Source organism: Pseudomonadaceae bacterium SI-3 (assembly GCA_004010935.1).
Taxonomy (GTDB): domain Bacteria; phylum Pseudomonadota; class Gammaproteobacteria; order Pseudomonadales; family Pseudomonadaceae; genus Stutzerimonas.
Map to the genome: position 1 here is coordinate 1,912,793 of CP026511.1, position 15,584 is coordinate 1,928,376.

At 60.0% G+C, this 15,584-nt stretch carries 14 protein-coding genes; 8 read left to right on the forward strand and 6 right to left on the reverse strand.

Translation table 11 applies throughout. The features are described 5' to 3' along the window. Positions 1-82 precede the first annotated feature (82 nt). Positions 83-1,663, forward strand: a complete 1,581-nt coding sequence (locus tag C1896_09180; GenBank protein ID AZZ45069.1) for an aldehyde dehydrogenase (NADP(+)) — start codon at positions 83-85, stop codon at positions 1,661-1,663. A 21-nt stretch (positions 1,664-1,684) separates the two neighbouring features. Here C1896_09180 and C1896_09185 read toward each other — a convergent pair whose 3' ends face one another. After that, positions 1,685-2,596 (reverse strand): LysR family transcriptional regulator, encoded by a 912-nt coding sequence (locus C1896_09185; protein AZZ47590.1) that lies wholly within the window; start codon positions 2,594-2,596, stop codon positions 1,685-1,687. 223 nt (positions 2,597-2,819) lie between these two features. Between C1896_09185 and C1896_09190 the strand changes: the two genes are divergently transcribed. The 4 genes from C1896_09190 to C1896_09205 all read left to right on the forward strand — a co-directional run bounded on the left by C1896_09190 (position 2,820) and on the right by C1896_09205 (position 7,591). After that, positions 2,820-3,839 (forward strand): C4-dicarboxylate ABC transporter substrate-binding protein, encoded by a 1,020-nt coding sequence (locus C1896_09190; protein ID AZZ45070.1) that lies wholly within the window; start codon positions 2,820-2,822, stop codon positions 3,837-3,839. A gap of 145 nt (positions 3,840-3,984) precedes the next feature. Continuing rightward, on the forward strand, positions 3,985-4,491 hold the full coding sequence (locus C1896_09195) for a C4-dicarboxylate ABC transporter permease (GenBank protein ID AZZ47591.1): 507 nt from the start codon (positions 3,985-3,987) through the stop codon (positions 4,489-4,491). Continuing rightward, complete coding sequence (locus C1896_09200) at positions 4,488-5,789, forward strand: C4-dicarboxylate ABC transporter permease (GenBank protein AZZ45071.1); 1,302 nt, start codon at positions 4,488-4,490, stop codon at positions 5,787-5,789. Before C1896_09195 ends, C1896_09200 begins: the two co-directional genes overlap by 4 nt. A gap of 65 nt (positions 5,790-5,854) precedes the next feature. Next, positions 5,855-7,591, forward strand: a complete 1,737-nt coding sequence (locus C1896_09205) for a dihydroxy-acid dehydratase (GenBank protein ID AZZ45072.1) — start codon at positions 5,855-5,857, stop codon at positions 7,589-7,591. 40 nt (positions 7,592-7,631) lie between these two features. Here C1896_09205 and C1896_09210 read toward each other — a convergent pair whose 3' ends face one another. The 4 genes from C1896_09210 to C1896_09225 form a co-directional block, all read right to left on the reverse strand. Next, positions 7,632-8,522 (reverse strand): EamA family transporter, encoded by an 891-nt coding sequence (locus tag C1896_09210; GenBank protein ID AZZ45073.1) that lies wholly within the window; start codon positions 8,520-8,522, stop codon positions 7,632-7,634. A gap of 144 nt (positions 8,523-8,666) precedes the next feature. Beyond that, on the reverse strand, positions 8,667-9,434 hold the full coding sequence (locus C1896_09215) for an AraC family transcriptional regulator (GenBank protein ID AZZ45074.1): 768 nt from the start codon (positions 9,432-9,434) through the stop codon (positions 8,667-8,669). A gap of 79 nt (positions 9,435-9,513) precedes the next feature. Beyond that, positions 9,514-10,902: an adenylate cyclase gene (locus C1896_09220; GenBank protein ID AZZ45075.1), complete on the reverse strand. Its 1,389-nt coding sequence runs from the start codon at positions 10,900-10,902 to the stop codon at positions 9,514-9,516. Between the two features lie 173 nt (positions 10,903-11,075). Next, positions 11,076-11,393, reverse strand: a complete 318-nt coding sequence (locus C1896_09225; protein ID AZZ45076.1) for a DUF962 domain-containing protein — start codon at positions 11,391-11,393, stop codon at positions 11,076-11,078. A 172-nt stretch (positions 11,394-11,565) separates the two neighbouring features. Between C1896_09225 and C1896_09230 the strand changes: the two genes are divergently transcribed. The 3 genes from C1896_09230 to C1896_09240 all read left to right on the forward strand — a co-directional run bounded on the left by C1896_09230 (position 11,566) and on the right by C1896_09240 (position 14,087). Continuing rightward, entirely contained in the window at positions 11,566-12,567 is a 1,002-nt protein-coding gene (locus C1896_09230) for an AraC family transcriptional regulator (protein ID AZZ45077.1), read from the forward strand. A gap of 108 nt (positions 12,568-12,675) precedes the next feature. Beyond that, positions 12,676-13,605 carry a DUF808 domain-containing protein gene (locus tag C1896_09235; GenBank protein AZZ45078.1) on the forward strand — a complete coding sequence of 310 codons (930 nt, stop codon included), beginning with the start codon at positions 12,676-12,678 and terminating at the stop codon, positions 13,603-13,605. Positions 13,606-13,646: 41 nt separating this feature from the next. Next, on the forward strand, positions 13,647-14,087 hold the full coding sequence (locus C1896_09240) for a tRNA-specific adenosine deaminase (GenBank protein ID AZZ45079.1): 441 nt from the start codon (positions 13,647-13,649) through the stop codon (positions 14,085-14,087). Between the two features lie 5 nt (positions 14,088-14,092). On the opposite strand, the gene C1896_09245 is transcribed toward C1896_09240, so the two are convergent. Beyond that, entirely contained in the window at positions 14,093-15,544 is a 1,452-nt protein-coding gene (locus C1896_09245; GenBank protein ID AZZ45080.1) for a potassium transporter TrkH, read from the reverse strand. Positions 15,545-15,584 lie beyond the last annotated feature (40 nt).

The following is a 15,584-nucleotide window of genomic DNA, read 5'->3' on the forward strand; positions in this document are numbered from 1 at the left end:
GCTGGGTTTTACGTTTCAAACTCTTCGCTCTTAGGCGGACTGGGCGAAGCCTCATGAACCACATCATCAGAGGAACAATTCCATGCCGAATATCAGCGGTCAGAACTACATAGCCGGGACCCGCAGCGCGCAGGGTTCGGTTGTCGTCCAGAGCGTCGACGCCAGCACCGGCGAAGCATTGCCGTATGAATTTCATCAGGCGACCGAAGACGAAGTGAATGCCGCGGCGCAAGCGGCAGCCAGCGCCTATCCAGAGTACCGAGCGCTGCCTGCTGGCAGGCGAGCCGACTTCCTCGATGCCATTGCCGACGAGCTGGATGCATTGGGCGATGACTTCGTTGCGCTGGTCTGCCGCGAGACAGCATTGCCAGCAGGTCGAATCCAGGGTGAGCGTGGCCGTACCAGCGGGCAGATGCGGCTGTTTGCCAAGGTGCTGCGCCGCGGAGACTTTCTGGGCGCACGAATCGACCGAGCGCTGCCAGAACGCAAGCCGCTGCCACGCCCGGATCTTCGCCAGTGCCGCATGGGGCTGGGACCGGTTGCGGTATTCGGCGCGAGCAACTTCCCGTTGGCGTTTTCGACTGCCGGTGGCGACACCGCCTCTGCGTTGGCAGCCGGTTGCCCGGTGGTATTCAAGGCCCATAGCGGCCATATGGTGACGGCTGAATGCGTAGCCGACGCAGTGATTCGCGCGGCGGAGAAAACCGGCATGCCCAAGGGCGTGTTCAACATGATCTACGGCGGCGGTGTCGGTGAGTGGCTGGTCAAGCATCCGCTCATTCAGGCGGTAGGTTTCACCGGTTCGCTACGCGGCGGTCGTGCACTCTGTGACATGGCCGCCGCCCGTCCGCAGCCGATCCCGGTCTTTGCCGAGATGTCCAGCATCAACCCTGTAGTGCTGATGCCTGATGCGCTCAAGAGCCGCGGCGATGCCATCGCTAACGAGCTGACCGCATCGGTGGTGATGGGGTGTGGTCAGTTCTGCACCAATCCGGGTCTGGTCATTGGTGTTCGCTCGCCGGAGTTCAGCGAATTTCTGGAACGGCTGGTCGGCTTCATGAACGAGCAACCGGCGCAGACGATGCTCAATGCGGGCACGCTCAGCAGCTACGGAAAGGGCGTCCAGCATCTGCAAAGCCATCCGGGGATCAGCCACCTTGCCGGCCAGGACCAGCAGGGCAGCCAGGCGCAGCCGCAGCTGTTCAAGGCTGACGCAAAGCTGCTGGTCGAGGGGGATCCGCTGTTGCAGGAGGAGGTGTTCGGCCCGACCACCGTTGTGGTGGAAGTGAATGACAAGGCTGAGCTGATGCGCGCCCTGTCAGGCTTGCATGGCCAGCTCACCGCGACGCTCATCGCTGAATCTACTGACCTGGCGGACGCCGCCGATCTGGTAGCGCTGCTGGAGCAGAAGGCCGGACGGATACTGCTCAATGGCTATCCGACCGGAGTGGAAGTCTGTGATGCCATGGTTCATGGCGGGCCTTATCCTGCCACCTCGGATGCCCGGGGTACGTCAGTCGGCACCTTGGCGATCGACCGCTTCCTGCGCCCGGTCTGCTATCAAAACTTCCCGGATGCGCTGCTGCCGGACGCGCTGAAGAACACCAACCCGCTGGGTATCAAGCGCTTGGTGGATGGTGAAACCACCGAAGCGGCGCTCTGATGGGTGGAGCGGCTCGCTCGACTAACGCTGTGCCGTTCCGTGACCTAGCCCCATCTGCTGCGCGGTATCGCGCAGCAGTTCCAGCACGCTGGCGGCGGCCGGCGAAAGTTGTTGCGGGGTCTTGGTGATGATGCCGTAGGCCATCAGCCCGTGGTTCAGATCGGCGTCGATGCTCGCATCGACCTCGATCTCCTCCAACATGCCGTAGCGCGCGTAGTGCGCTAGCACATCGCGTGGCAGGACGGTCAGCATGTCGTCCTTCTCGACCAACGTGGTCACCATCAGCAGGTTCTCCGCATTCACGACCTTTCGTGGCGGGCGCATGCCGACGCGCTGGAACAGCGCATCAAACTCCTGTCGCAACACACTGCCGACTGGGGGTAGCACCCAGTCAGCGGCGTTCAGTTGCGCGCGAGACATAGGGCTTTTGATCAACCCGGCGCGCGCACAGATCTGCAAGGGCTCCTTGGCCAATGGCTCGAAGTGCAAGTCGACTTGCTGACTGCTGGCAAAAAAGCGCGCGACCAGAAAGTCCAACTCCCCATCGTCCAGGATCGCCAGCAAATCGCGGCTTGAGCCGGTGCGGATGGTAACTTCCAACTCTGGAAAACCAAGCTTGGCGCGTCGGATCACCTCTGGCAGCAGCTCTGCGCAGGGCGTCAGGATGGTGCCGATGCGCACATGGCCCTGTTGCCCGTGACGCAGTGCATCGACCTCACTGTAGGCTCTATCCAACGTATTAAGCATGCGCTTGGCGTGACGAATCATCGCTTCGCCATACAGCGTCGGGACTACGCCGCGGGCATGTCGTTCGAACAGCTCAACGCCAAGCCCGTCTTCCAACTCCTTCAGAAGCTTCGAGATTGCCGGCTGGGAAATGCCCAAGCCGGCGGCAGCACGATTGAGATTACCGGTATCACCAAGAGCGGCCAGCAACGGGATATGACGGTTCTTAAGCCGTGCCCGGACAAACCAGTTACTGTTGATTGGCTTCATCAGGTATATCCATTCGTGTATCGGTATTGCTGAAATATATATTTGTTGATGATGTCTTGTCTCTCTAGGCTTCAAAACAACGCGAGCGCTGCTCTGCTGCTTCCGGTGGCTAGCGCCTCGATCGTGACGGTGCCTAATAAAAATAATCGGAGAAGCCTTTATGCAGTTTAACGTCCAGCGTTTCGGGTTTGGTCTCGCAGCCACTTTGATCCTCGCGTCCGGCAGTGCCTTTGCCAAGCAGGAATGGAAATTCCAGATCAACGTCAACGCCGGCGATGACGAATACCGCATCGCTCAGGAGTGGGCAAAAAGTGTCGGCGAGAAAACCAATGGTGAAATCACCGTAGAGGTTCTGCCAACCGGCACCATTGTCGGTAACAACGAGACACTGGATGCCGTCGGAGCCGGCATCATTCAGGGCCACATCACCGATCCTGGCTATTTCTCCGGTAAAAATCCTGCGTTCGCGGTATACGGCAACATGGTCGGTGCCTGGAGCGGCCCGGCCCCGTTCCTGGATTACATGCGCAATGCTGGCGGCGAGGCGGGTTACAACCGTCTGGTGGAGCCGTACAACGTTCACCTTATCCGTGCTGGCGCTGTGGGCGCAGAGTCCCTGATTAGCAAGCGCAAGATCGAAACCCTCGACGACCTCAAAGGCCTGAAAGTGCGAGCGCCGGAAGGCATGGTTTCGAATATCTTCAAGCTGGTCGGTGCAGCGCCGGTGAACCTGCCGACCTCCGAGGTCTATACCGGGCTGGAAAAAGGCGTGATCGATGCAGCCGACTACACGGTGTTTTCCACCAATTACCAGCAGGGCTACCACAAGTACGCGCCGTTCGCCGTCTATCCCGGCTTCCACTCGATGCCGATGAAGGACATCTCGGTTAACAAGGCGCTATGGGATGACCTGTCGCCGGAGCAACAGAAGATCCTCGAAGACTCGGTCGATGCCTTCACCGAGCAGCTGGTCACTGATCTGCAGAAGAAAGACGAGGAGCAGGTTGCATTGGCCAGACAGAAAGGCGATGTGACGCTGACTTCGCTTCCCGAGGATGAGGTGAAGAAATTTCGCCAGTCCGCGCGGGACGAATGGTCGCGCTGGCGTGACCGCAGCCCCCAGGCGAAGGAGGCGGTGGATTCCATCCAGGGCTACCTGCAGGAGAAGGGCATGCTCTGAGCCGCGCAAGCCGGCCATCCAATCTTCGAGTAACCAAAGACTTTCCGACCCATGTTTGGAGAGTCCGAGGAGTTTCGCTGTGAAAAAAACTCAACCTTCGTCTGACGATCATCTGGATGTCTGCGCCCCAGAGCCGGGCCAGGGCATGCTTGATCGTGGCATTCGACGTGGCGGTCAGGTAATTGCCTGGCTGGTGTTCATCGCCATGCTGGTCAGTGTGTTTGAAGTCGTCATGCGCTACGGCTTCAACTCGCCCACTGAATGGGCGCACGAGACCACGACCTTCCTCGTCGCGGCCATCTTCGCCCTGGGCGGACCCTATGCACTGGCGACCAACCGGCACATCCAGATACGCATCCTGCTCGACCGCCTTTCACCACGTAAGCGCAGCTGGCTGGAATTGCTGAACCTGGCGCTGGGCATCCTGTTTTGCCTGGCGATCGGCTATGCCGCCTGGGTGCTGGCCTACAACGCCACCCACGCGCCCGATGGCAGCTGGCGGCTGGAGACGTCGGGATCGTCCTGGAACCAGCCTTTGCCTGCATTCACCAAGATAGTCGTGCTGGTCTCCATCGCGCTTATGGCGGTGCAGCAAGTGGTGCGAATCGCGACTTACCGGCGTGCGCGTCTCGATGGGGATGGCAAGCCATGAGTATTGAGATCGCTACGTACCTGATGATCTTCGCGATCTTCGCTCTGCTGGTGCTGGGGCTGCCGCTGGCATTCGTCACAGGCCTGGTCGCTGCCGGCTTTACCTTGGGCTGGTTCGGCCCGGTGGCCGTGCCGCTAGTAGCCAGCCGCCTGTTCGGTTTCATCACTGAATATTCGTTGGTGGCGGTGCCGATGTTTGTGTTTATGGCCGGCTTGCTGGACCGGTCAGGGCTGGCGCGGGATCTGTTCAACGCCATGCGCTTCTTCGCCGGGCGCCTGCCGGGAGGGGTGGCAGTGCAGACCATCGTGGTGGCGTTCTTTCTCGCTGCCATCTCCGGAATCATTGGAGGCGAAATCGTCCTGCTCGGTGTGCTGGCGTTGCCGCAAATGCTGCGGCTGGGCTACGACAAGCGCATCGCCATCGGTGTGGTCTGCGCCGGCGGTTCGCTGGGTACCATGGTGCCGCCGTCCATCGTGCTCATCATTTACGGCTTGATTGCCAGTGTCTCCATCGCTGATCTGTTCAAGGCAGCGATCGTTCCGGCAGCGCTGCTGATGGGCAGCTACATGCTCTACGTGGTGGTGATGTGCATGCGTTATCCGCATATGGGCGGTGCTCATCTGGAAAAAGACTCCAGCCTGCCGCGGCTCACCCTTGGCGAAGCCTTCAAAGGCATGTTCTTTCCGATTGCCATCGCCGGACTGGTGCTCGGCAGCATCTACGCCGGCATCGCCTCGGTGACGGAAGCGGCAGCCATGGGCGCGATGGGTGTACTGCTGGCGGTGCTGGTACGCGGTGAATTCAGCATCAAGTTGCTGCAGGAAAGCCTGACCCAGACCCTTGAAACCTGCGGCATGATCGTCTGGATCGGCATTGGCGCAGCCTGCCTGGTCGGGGTTTACAACCTCATGGGCGGCAACCGTTTCGTCTCTTCGGCGATCACCGGCCTTGAGGTTGCGCCTTTCGTCATCGTGCTGGTGATGATGCTGATCTTCCTCTTGCTGGGCATGTTCCTCGACTGGATCGGCATTGCCATGCTCTGCCTGCCGATCTTCGTGCCCATCGTTGTCGAGCTCGGCTACGACCCGGTGTGGTTCGGCATCCTCTTCGCGGTGAGCATGCAGGTGTCCTACATCTCGCCCCCGTTCGGGCCTGCGGCGTTCTATCTCAAAAGCGTGGCGCCGCCCGATATCACGCTGACCGACATCTTCCGCTCGATGGTGCCCTTCATCGTCATCCAGATCGCGGTACTCGGCCTGTTGCTCTACTTCCCAGCCATTTCGACCTGGCTGCTTTGACCCAACCCACAAACGATCAACCCGGCAGGCCCGTGCGGCCTGCCGCTTGGAGAGGTGCACGCAAAATGATTGATAAACGCCCCCTGCGCTCCGCTCAATGGTTCGGCACTACCGACAAGAACGGTTTCATGTACCGCAGCTGGATGAAGAACCAGGGCATCCCAGATCATGAATTCCAAGGCAAGCCAATCATCGGCATCTGCAACACCTGGTCGGAATTGACCCCCTGCAACGCGCACTTTCGCAAAATCGCCGAGCACGTGAAGAAGGGCGTGCTAGAGGCCGGCGGTTTCCCGGTGGAGTTCCCAGTCTTCTCCAATGGTGAATCGAACCTGCGACCGACCGCCATGCTGACGCGCAACCTGGCCAGCATGGATGTCGAGGAATCGATTCGCGGTAACCCGGTCGATGCGGTGGTGCTGCTGGTCGGCTGCGACAAGACCACCCCGGCGCTGCTGATGGGGGCGGCGAGCTGTGATGTGCCGACCATCGTCGTCACCGGTGGGCCGATGCTCAACGGCAAGCACAAGGGCCGCGACATTGGTGCGGGCACTATCGTCTGGCAGATGCATGAGCAGTACAAGGCTGGGCAGATCGACCTCAACGAGTTCCTTTCCGCCGAGGCCGGCATGTCGCGTTCGGCGGGCACCTGCAACACCATGGGAACCGCCTCGACCATGGCCTGCATGGCCGAAGCACTGGGCACCTCATTGCCGCACAACGCGGCGATTCCGGCGGTGGACTCGCGTCGCTATGTGCTGGCGCACCTGTCCGGTATGCGCATCGTCGACATGGTTCACGAAGATTTGCGCTTGTCCAAGGTGCTGACCAAAGAGGCCTTCGAGAACGCCATCCGGGTCAACGCGGCCATCGGCGGCTCGACCAATGCGGTTATTCACCTCAAGGCCATCGCCGGGCGGATTGGCGTCGAGCTCGAGCTGGATGACTGGACGCGTATTGGCCGCGGCATGCCGACCATCGTCGACCTGCAGCCGTCGGGGCGCTTCCTGATGGAAGAGTTCTACTACGCCGGGGGATTGCCTGCGGTGATCCGCCGGCTGGGTGAGAATAATCTGCTGCCGAACCCTGACGCATTGACGGTCAACGGCAAGACACTTTGGGAAAACTGCGTGCAGGCCCCGATCTACGGCGAGGACGAGGTCATTCGTGCGCTGGATAATCCGCTGCGCAAGGACGGCGGCATCTGTGTGTTACGCGGCAATCTAGCCCCCAGCGGCGCTGTGCTGAAACCCTCGGCGGCGACCCCTGAATTGATGAAGCACCGCGGCCGTGCAGTAGTATTCGAGGACTTTGACGACTATAAGGCGCGCATTGCCGACCCCGATCTGGACGTCGACGAAACCTGCGTACTGGTCATGAAGAACTGTGGGCCGAAGGGTTATCCGGGAATGGCCGAGGTCGGCAACATGGGCCTACCGCCAAAAGTGCTGGCCAAGGGCATCACCGATATGGTGCGAATTTCCGACGCCCGAATGAGCGGTACCGCTTACGGAACCGTGGTATTGCACGTCGCGCCGGAGGCCGCCGCTGGCGGACCGCTGGCGGTGGTGTGTAACGGTGATTTCATCGAGCTGGACTGTTATGAGGGCCGCCTGCATCTGGATATACCGGATGCCGAACTGCAAGAGCGTCTGACTGCCTGGAAAGCCCCGCAGGGCCTGTTGTGGGACGGTGGATACCGGCGGCTGTTCGTCGAGCATGTCATGCAAGCCGACGAAGGTTGCGACTTCGACTTTCTGGTTGGCTGCCGCGGTGCCGGTGTACCACGGCATTCACATTGATCGGCAAAGCCCAGCGGTCAAGACGTAGCGTCTCCTGCCGCTAGGGCGTTTTGGCCAATGGCGAGGCAGCGGTTGCTGCAGATGGCGCCTTCAATCGGCTGGTGATGACCGAGGCGAGGATGATCAGAGCCCCGCCAGCGAGCATCCCCAGCGAAGGTTGTTCGTTGAACAGCCACCAGGCGATAGCGATGCCATATACCGGCTCCAGCGAGAAGATCACCGACGTCGTCCGAGCCTTCAACACTTTCAGGCTCGCCACGAACAGGCTGTGTGCGAGGCCGGTGCAGAGCACGCCGAGCAAGGCCAGCCACAGCCAGTCCATGGCCGGAACGGCCGGCAGTGACGACCATGAAAAAGGCAAGAGACACAGCAGAATGATGCAGTTCTGCCAGAGCGCAGCCTGAACCGGGTCCACGCCGCGGGTAACCGCGCGATTGAGCAATGAAAGCAGGGCAAACATCAGCCCCGAGAGGATGCCGTAAATCAGCCCCAGCGTGCTTTCGCTAGCCAGGTCGAATTGTGGCGTAACCAGTAGCAGTCCGACACAAACCAGGGCCACCATGCCGAACTCAATCGGTCGGGTGCGCTCGCGGAACAGGACCCCTTCCAGCAATACGGTAAAGGCCGGAAAGCTGGCAAAACCCAGTGTGGCGATACCGACACCGCCGATCTTCACGGCGATGAAGAAGGTGAGCCAGTGGCCACCGAGCAACAGCCCACCGAGGAGCAGTCCGGCCCGCTGGCGTGGGCTTGGGGCCGCGCCACCGCTACGCAGGAATCGTGCGGCCAGTAAAAGCGCCACGACAGCAAAGCCTGCCCGGCCAAGGGTAATGATCAGAGGCGTGCTATCGGCCAGCTTTCCGAAGACACCGGAGAGCCCGAACATCAGCGCGCCGAAGTGGATCGCCAGCAAAGCGTTGCGATGGGTCATGGCCAGGCGTCCATCGGAGCAGATATTTGGAAACCTGATGAAGGGGAGTCGAAACGGTCCATGAGCCCTCGTGGTGGCGTGCGTTTGCGCATCTGCAGCAGTGAGTGCTCATGGTACGGCGCGGGATGCGGTGGGTCTGTCGCGTTACTCTCGCGATTTGTCGTGCGCCTCGCGCCGGACAGCCCGTGGAGTAAGGCCGTAGTGGCGGTTGAGCGCTGCGGTAAAAGCACTTTGTGAGGCATAACCGACCCGCGCAGCGATCTCGCCGACCGCCAGATGGGTACTGATCAGCAATTCTCGTCCCTGATGCAGGCGCCGCAACCGGACAAATTCTAGAGGCGTAAAGCCCGTTTCGCTGACAAAGCGTGCGTGGAAGCGTTGCACGGAAAGGCCCGCAACTCTCGCGAGGTCCCTGACTTCAAGTGGATGTGACAGGTGTCTGTCGACATACGCATGCAGCGCCGTCAGCGGGAGTGAATATTGCTGACCGGCTGGCTCGCAACCGGAGGCGAGGCTCGCCAGCAACAATGCTGCGCCTTGCTCGCTGATAATTGGATCGTTGATTGGGCTGGCCGCGAGCCAGCCGACCAGCTGGCTTTGTGTCGGGCTCAGGCGCAGCGCCGCGGGCCGTTCGAGCAAGCGCTGAGCGGAATCTGCATGGTGGCCTAGACGTTGCCGCAGCCAGTTCGAGTTGGGGATATCGACCACCAGACAGAGGCTACCCTCGGCGCTGCCGCAGGCATGGCGCGCATCGCTGGGCACGACGGCCAAAAGCTGCTGCTGGATGCGACTGCCCCCGCCGTCAATCTCGAAATCCAGCTGCCCTCGCAAGCCGAACACCAGCTGCGTGTGCTCATGGCTGTGGATGATCTGGTCGTGGTTGTAATGACGCAGGGAAAGGATGGGCGGCATGGTAGACCTCGACTGCATGCGGAACGCCGGCAGATCGCGATGGGTGATGACCCTTTGACCCGAACCGGGCCAGGCGGTGCTACATGATGACTTTGTCGCGCAACTTGTCGGCAGCCTGATTGAGCGCCTGGATGACGCGCTCTTTGTCGAAGTTCTGCACGCCGTTGGTGTCGAGATACATCGAGAAACCGGGCAGTTCGTGCTCGACGAAGCTGTTGGTAGCACCGAGGTCGCGACGGAAGTCGACCACTTGGTAGATCTGCACCGGACGGGTGAAGCCTTTGACTGTGATCTGGCCTTTGTCGCGGCACATGATGACGTCTTTGACCAAGGAATAGGTCTCGTGGGAAATGAGGATTTCCCCTGCCTCGGCGGAGCTCTCCAGGCGGCTCGCCAGATTCACTTCGCGACCGATGATTGTGTAGTCCATTCGGGTGTCGGCGCCAAAGTTGCCGACTGTGCAGTAACCGGTGTTGATGCCCATGCGTATTTCCATCGGCTTGGTAATGCCTTGGCCGCGCCACTGTTGGCGAAGGACTTTCATGTGCTTGCGCATGGCGATAGCCATCGAAACGGCGGCCACTGCATCCTTTTTCGCACCCTGGCTGGCGGGGTCGCCAAAGAACACCATGACGCAATCACCGACGAACTTATCGATCGTGCCGCCGTACTTGAGAGTGATCTTCGACATCTCGTTGAGGTAGGTATTGAGCAGATCGGTCAGGGCTTCAGCTTCCAGCTCTTCGGAAAGTTCGGTGAATCCCTTGATGTCGGAAAAGAACACCGTGAGCTTCTTGCGTTGGGTTTCCAGTCGCACGCTGCGCTTGCCGGAAAAAATCGATTCCCACACCTGTGGAGACAGGTACTTGGCGAGATTGCGTGCCAACCGCGCAGCTTTCGCCTGCTGGGCTTCGACTTCGCTGCGTGCCTGAGCCAGTCGGATTCCCTGTTGGTGCACGTAATAAGCCGTTACGCACACGTACAGGGTGGTGAACAGGATGCTGACTGCCGATACCAGAACCGAGCTGACCCCCTCGAAACGCAAAGGCACCAGTAAGCTGGTCAGTCCGACGCCGATGCACACCATCAATAGCGTCATCAATAGATGACGCAGACTACCGACCACCAGCGCGCTGAAACTCAGCGTCAGTAGAAACATGAGGCTCGGCACAAGGCTGCATCCGAGCAGCACGATACCGGCGCCCGCGTTCAAGGCATCGAGGCACAACAGGGTCTGGGAGGTTTTCTCCGGGTGTTCGCGCTTGAAGCGGTAGCTCAGGTGATAGGCAAAGTGCGGATACAAGAGCGTATAGGGCACCAACCACAAAAGGTCGAGTGCGAACTGCTGGCTATAGACACCGGCGGCGAGCGTGGCGGCGCAGATCAGATAGGCGAAGACCCGCGCGTAATATTCACGCAGTGGACGAGTCGCGAGCCCGTTACGTCGTTCACCGGTCACGGTAGACATTATGGTTGCTATCCCTGAAAGAAACCGGCGCTCTGGAATGCGCCGTTGGAGGCGACAGCGCATCGGTCGGCGCTGGCTCGGCGATCATAACCAAGTCGCCACCACTGCGCCAAACCGCCGGTCCATTCCGTGACCGGCAGCCGTTGCGGCGCGGCCCGGATGACCTAGTTGGATCAGAATCGAATCTTGCCGGTGAGCATGTCCTTCAGCATCACCCAATCACCAAGAAAGCTGTACAGCGGGTACTGAAACGTCGCTGGACGGTTCTTCTCGAAGATGAAGTGTCCGACCCAGGCAAACCCGTATCCAGCCAAAGGCATCGCCAGCAGCCATAGCCACTGTTGACTGATCACCGCATAGGCCAGGATCGCCAGTACCAGCAAGCTGCCAATGTAATGCAAGCGTCTGCAGGTGGGGTTGCTGTGTTCGGCCAGGTAAAACGGATAGAAATCTGCAAAGCGGGTAAAGCGTTCGGCGGTTTGCGTGCTCATGCCGCACCTCCTGTCATTGTGGTCGTTGGAGTCTAGAACCTTAGGTATGGCAGGCCACTGACTCCAGGTGCCAGTTTAGTACCCTTGTGTACCATCGATCAGCGGTTGAAACTGCGCAGATCGCTGTGGTGACGGCGTGCCACGTACAGTCTGAGCATGAGTGAATCGATTGATGACAGAACGCACCACGTCCTCGAGCTGGGCCTTGAGTATTGTCCAGGCGCTCGAGCTCGACGGCCTCGACTGCCAGGACCTGTTCGTCAAGCTGGGGCTCGACTATTCCGCGCTGAACGACCCCGACGCGCGTTTTGCCCAGGATGGCATGACCCGGCTCTGGCAGCGTGCGGTGGAGATTACCGGCAATCCGGCGATCGGCTTGAATCTGGCGAAAGTGATGCGCCCCGGCGCGATGCATGTGGTCGGTTATGCACTGATGTCCAGCAGTACGCTCAGGGACAGCTTCCAGCGCTTGGTGCGGTACCAGCGCATCATTGCCGAAGGCGCGGATTTGCAGTTTGGGTCAACCAATCGCGGCGCCTTGTTAACCTTGGCGATCCATGGCGATCAACTGCCTCCGGCCCGCCAGAGCGCAGATGGCTCGTTGGCCAGTACGCTTGCATTCTGTCGGTGGCTGACCGGTAAACCGCTGGCTCCGATCGAGGTCTACTTCCGAGGCCCGCCACCGGCGGATATCGAACCGTACCAGGCCGCGTTCCAAGCGCCGTTACGCTTCAATGCCGAGTACCACGGCATGCTGATACGCCATGTCGATGTAGATATTGCGCTACCTACTGCCAACACCGAACTGGCCCAATTGCATGACCGGTTTGCCGGCGATTACCTGGCGCGCTTCTCGGACAGCCGCGTGACCCATCAGGCACGGCAGGTGATCTGCCGCCTGTTGCCGCAGGGAGAACCGCGGCGCGAAACGGTGGCGCAGTCGCTGCACCTGTCTGAACGTTCCTTGCAGCGGCGCCTGGACGAGGAGGGCACCAGCTTCCAACAATTGCTAGACGACACGCGGCGAACGCTTGCCGAGCAGTACTTGGCGCGAGCGGATCTCGCCTTGCTGGAAGTGGCCTATCTGCTGGGCTTTGCCGATCCGAGTAATTTCTTTCGCGCCTTCAAACGCTGGTTTGCAATGACTCCCGGCGAATACCGGGCGCAGCGTTGACGTGGCCCTGCCGGAACTTGTGCTCTGCCGCTATAGCCTTAGCTTGCGTATATATGACCGCGGCGCCCTCGCGCCGCTTTTTGATAAAAACCAATAGGATGACCCGCATTGGCCAGTAGCCTTCTTGCCTTGATCGACGATATCGCTTCGGTCCTGGATGACGTATCCCTGATGACTAAGGTCGCGGCGAAGAAAACCGCCGGCGTGCTGGGAGATGACCTTGCACTCAATGCTCAGCAGGTCACCGGCGTCAACGCGGACCGCGAACTGCCGGTGGTTTGGGCCGTGGCCAAAGGGTCCATGCGCAACAAGCTGATTCTGGTGCCGGCTGCGTTGCTGATTAGCGCATTCATCCCGTGGGCTATCACACCGTTGTTGATGCTTGGCGGCGCGTTTCTCTGTTTCGAAGGTTTCGAGAAGCTGGCGCACCGGTTCCTGCATCGCGATGAGGACCACCATGCCCAGCAAATCGAGGCGTTGGCGGACGAGACTGTCGACATGGTGGCATTCGAGCGCGACAAGATCAGTGGGGCGGTGCGTACCGATTTCATTCTGTCTGCCGAGATCATCGCCATTACGCTGGGTACGGTCGCCGCCGCGAGCTTCGTCGAGCAGATCGCCGTGCTCGCGGGCATCGCGATCATCATGACCATTGGCGTCTACGGTTTGGTTGCCGGCATCGTCAAACTCGACGACGCGGGCCTGGCGCTGAGCAAACGCAGCAGTTCTGCAGCGCAGTCGCTGGGCCGCGCCATTCTTTCGGTCGCGCCCTGGTTGATGAAGTCCTTGTCGGTGATTGGCACGGCCGCCATGTTCATGGTCGGCGGCGGCATCCTGACCCACGGTTTCAAGGCTATCCACCACTTCATCGAGAACAGCGCGGAGCACACTGTGACGCTGCCATACATTGGCTCGGTTCTGGCCGGGCTGTTGCCGACGCTGCTGGATGCCGCCTTCGGGATATTGGCCGGCGGTCTGGTGTTTGCAGTGGTCGAGCTGAGCAAACGCCTGTTCAAGCGTCGATCCGAAACCGCTTGATGGCGATAACACCATCTACCAAGACAGAAGGGGCAATGTAAATGGACGAATTCATGCAGGCAGCGATAGATGAAGCGGAGAAGGGACTCGCCGAGGGCGGCATTCCAATCGGTTCGGTAATCGTCCATCGGGGGCGAATCATTGGCCGCGGCCACAATCGGCGGGTTCAGCAGGGCAGCGCGGTGCTGCACGGGGAGATGGACGCCTTCGAAAACGCTGGTCGGCAACCGGCCAGCGTCTACGCCGAGTCGATCCTCTATACCACACTGTCGCCGTGTCCCATGTGCAGCGGGGCGATCCTGCTGTATGGCATACCCAAGGTCGTGATCGGTGAGAATCAGACCTTTATGGGCGAGGAGCTGCTGTTACGTGGTCGCGGTGTTGAGGTCGAAGTGCTGCAGGAGGCACGCTGTGTCGAGATGATGCGTCGCTTTATCGCCGATAGCCCTGACCTGTGGAACGAGGACATCGGCGAGACGTAATCCGGTCAATGACGCCAGAACGAAGGGGTCAGCATTACCAGCACCGTGATGATTTCCAGCCGGCCGAGCAGCATGCCGAACGACAGGAGCCACTTTGCCGAGTCTGGCAGAGTGGAGAAGTTGCCCGCCGGACCGATGATTGGACCGAGTCCTGGGCCCACGTTACACACTGCGGTCGCTGCAGCGGTGAGCGCGGTGAGCATATCGAGCCCGAGTAATGCCAGCGCCATCGCCAACGCGCCGATGGTAATGGTGAAGAAGAACGAGAAGGTCAGGATCGACCGCACGATTTCTTCGTCGAGGGTGTGCTTGTTGTAGCGCTGTTTGATGACGGCGCGCGGATGCACCAGCTGCGCCAGGTTGGCGCGAAGCAGGGCATAGGCGACCTGAAAGCGGAAGATCTTCAAACCACCCGAGGTCGAGCCGGAGCAGCCACCGATGAAGGTCAGGTAGAAAAAAGCCAGCACGGCGAACTCGCCCCACTGCGTGTAATCACCTAGCGCAAAGCCGGTCGTGGTCACCACCGATACGACGTTCAGCGAAACAATGCGCAGGGCGTCGAGAAAGACATAGTCGGAGTTGAAGGTCAGCCAGATCGCAAACGAGATGCAGATGATCAGCAGCATGCCAACGAAGCCCTTCACCTGCTGATCATGGAGCAGGGCGTAGCGGTTACCGCGAACCGTCGAAACCATCAGAATGAAGGGCAAACCACCGAGCAACATGAACACCACGGCGACCCAGTGCGCCGCGGGGGTGAACTTGGCCATCGAACTGTCGGATGTCGAGTAGCCGCCGGTGGAAATGGTGGTCATGGCATGGTTGATCGCCTCAAAAGGCGTCATTCCGCTCAGCCAATAGGCCAGCCCGCAGAGTAGGGTGAGCGCGAGATAAACGATCAGGATCGACTTGGCCATGACGTGCGAACGCGGCATGGCTTTTTGCGACCAATCCGATGATTCAGTCTGGAACAGCCGCATGCCACCGATGCGCAGCAACGGCAGAATCGCCACGGCCATGCCGATGAAGCCGATGCCCCCGAGCCACTGCAGCATCGAACGCCACATCAGCAAGCCGGGCGATGCCGAATCCAGGCCGGAGAGTACCGTCGAGCCTGTCGTGGTAATGCCCGACATGGTCTCGAAAAAAGCATTGGTATAGCTGATGTGGTGAATCAGCATCATCGGCAATGCGGCGAAGCAGCAAACGATCAACCAGCTTGCGGTGGTCAGGAAATACATGTCACGAGGACGTAGTTGGGTAAGCTCAGGCCTGCCGGGCGCGATCAAGGCGATACCGCTGCTGAAGGTGATCAGGCTGGCCCAGAGGAACGCTTGCAAATCGTCAGTGCGATCAAATGCGAACAGCGTGATCATTGGAATGACCATGCTGACAGCGAGTGTGATCAGAAAAATGCCGAGAATGAAACCGATGATGCGCAGGGTCGGCAAGGCCATGTGTGTTTGCTGCTCGGCTCGAAAAATGAGGTCGCCATTC

Coding starts and splice junctions, on each gene's coding strand:
- C1896_09205 (AZZ45072.1), top strand. CDS start 5,855: ATGATTGATAAACGCCCCCTGCGCTCCGCTCAATGGTTCGGCACTACC.
- C1896_09200 (AZZ45071.1), top strand. CDS start 4,488: ATGAGTATTGAGATCGCTACGTACCTGATGATCTTCGCGATCTTCGCT.
- C1896_09210 (AZZ45073.1), bottom strand. CDS start 8,522: ATGACCCATCGCAACGCTTTGCTGGCGATCCACTTCGGCGCGCTGATG.
- C1896_09190 (AZZ45070.1), top strand. CDS start 2,820: ATGCAGTTTAACGTCCAGCGTTTCGGGTTTGGTCTCGCAGCCACTTTG.
- C1896_09230 (AZZ45077.1), top strand. CDS start 11,566: ATGACAGAACGCACCACGTCCTCGAGCTGGGCCTTGAGTATTGTCCAG.
- C1896_09195 (AZZ47591.1), top strand. CDS start 3,985: ATGCTTGATCGTGGCATTCGACGTGGCGGTCAGGTAATTGCCTGGCTG.
- C1896_09245 (AZZ45080.1), bottom strand. CDS start 15,544: ATGGCCTTGCCGACCCTGCGCATCATCGGTTTCATTCTCGGCATTTTT.
- C1896_09220 (AZZ45075.1), bottom strand. CDS start 10,902: ATGTCTACCGTGACCGGTGAACGACGTAACGGGCTCGCGACTCGTCCA.
- C1896_09180 (AZZ45069.1), top strand. CDS start 83: ATGCCGAATATCAGCGGTCAGAACTACATAGCCGGGACCCGCAGCGCG.
- C1896_09225 (AZZ45076.1), bottom strand. CDS start 11,393: ATGAGCACGCAAACCGCCGAACGCTTTACCCGCTTTGCAGATTTCTAT.
- C1896_09240 (AZZ45079.1), top strand. CDS start 13,647: ATGGACGAATTCATGCAGGCAGCGATAGATGAAGCGGAGAAGGGACTC.
- C1896_09215 (AZZ45074.1), bottom strand. CDS start 9,434: ATGCCGCCCATCCTTTCCCTGCGTCATTACAACCACGACCAGATCATC.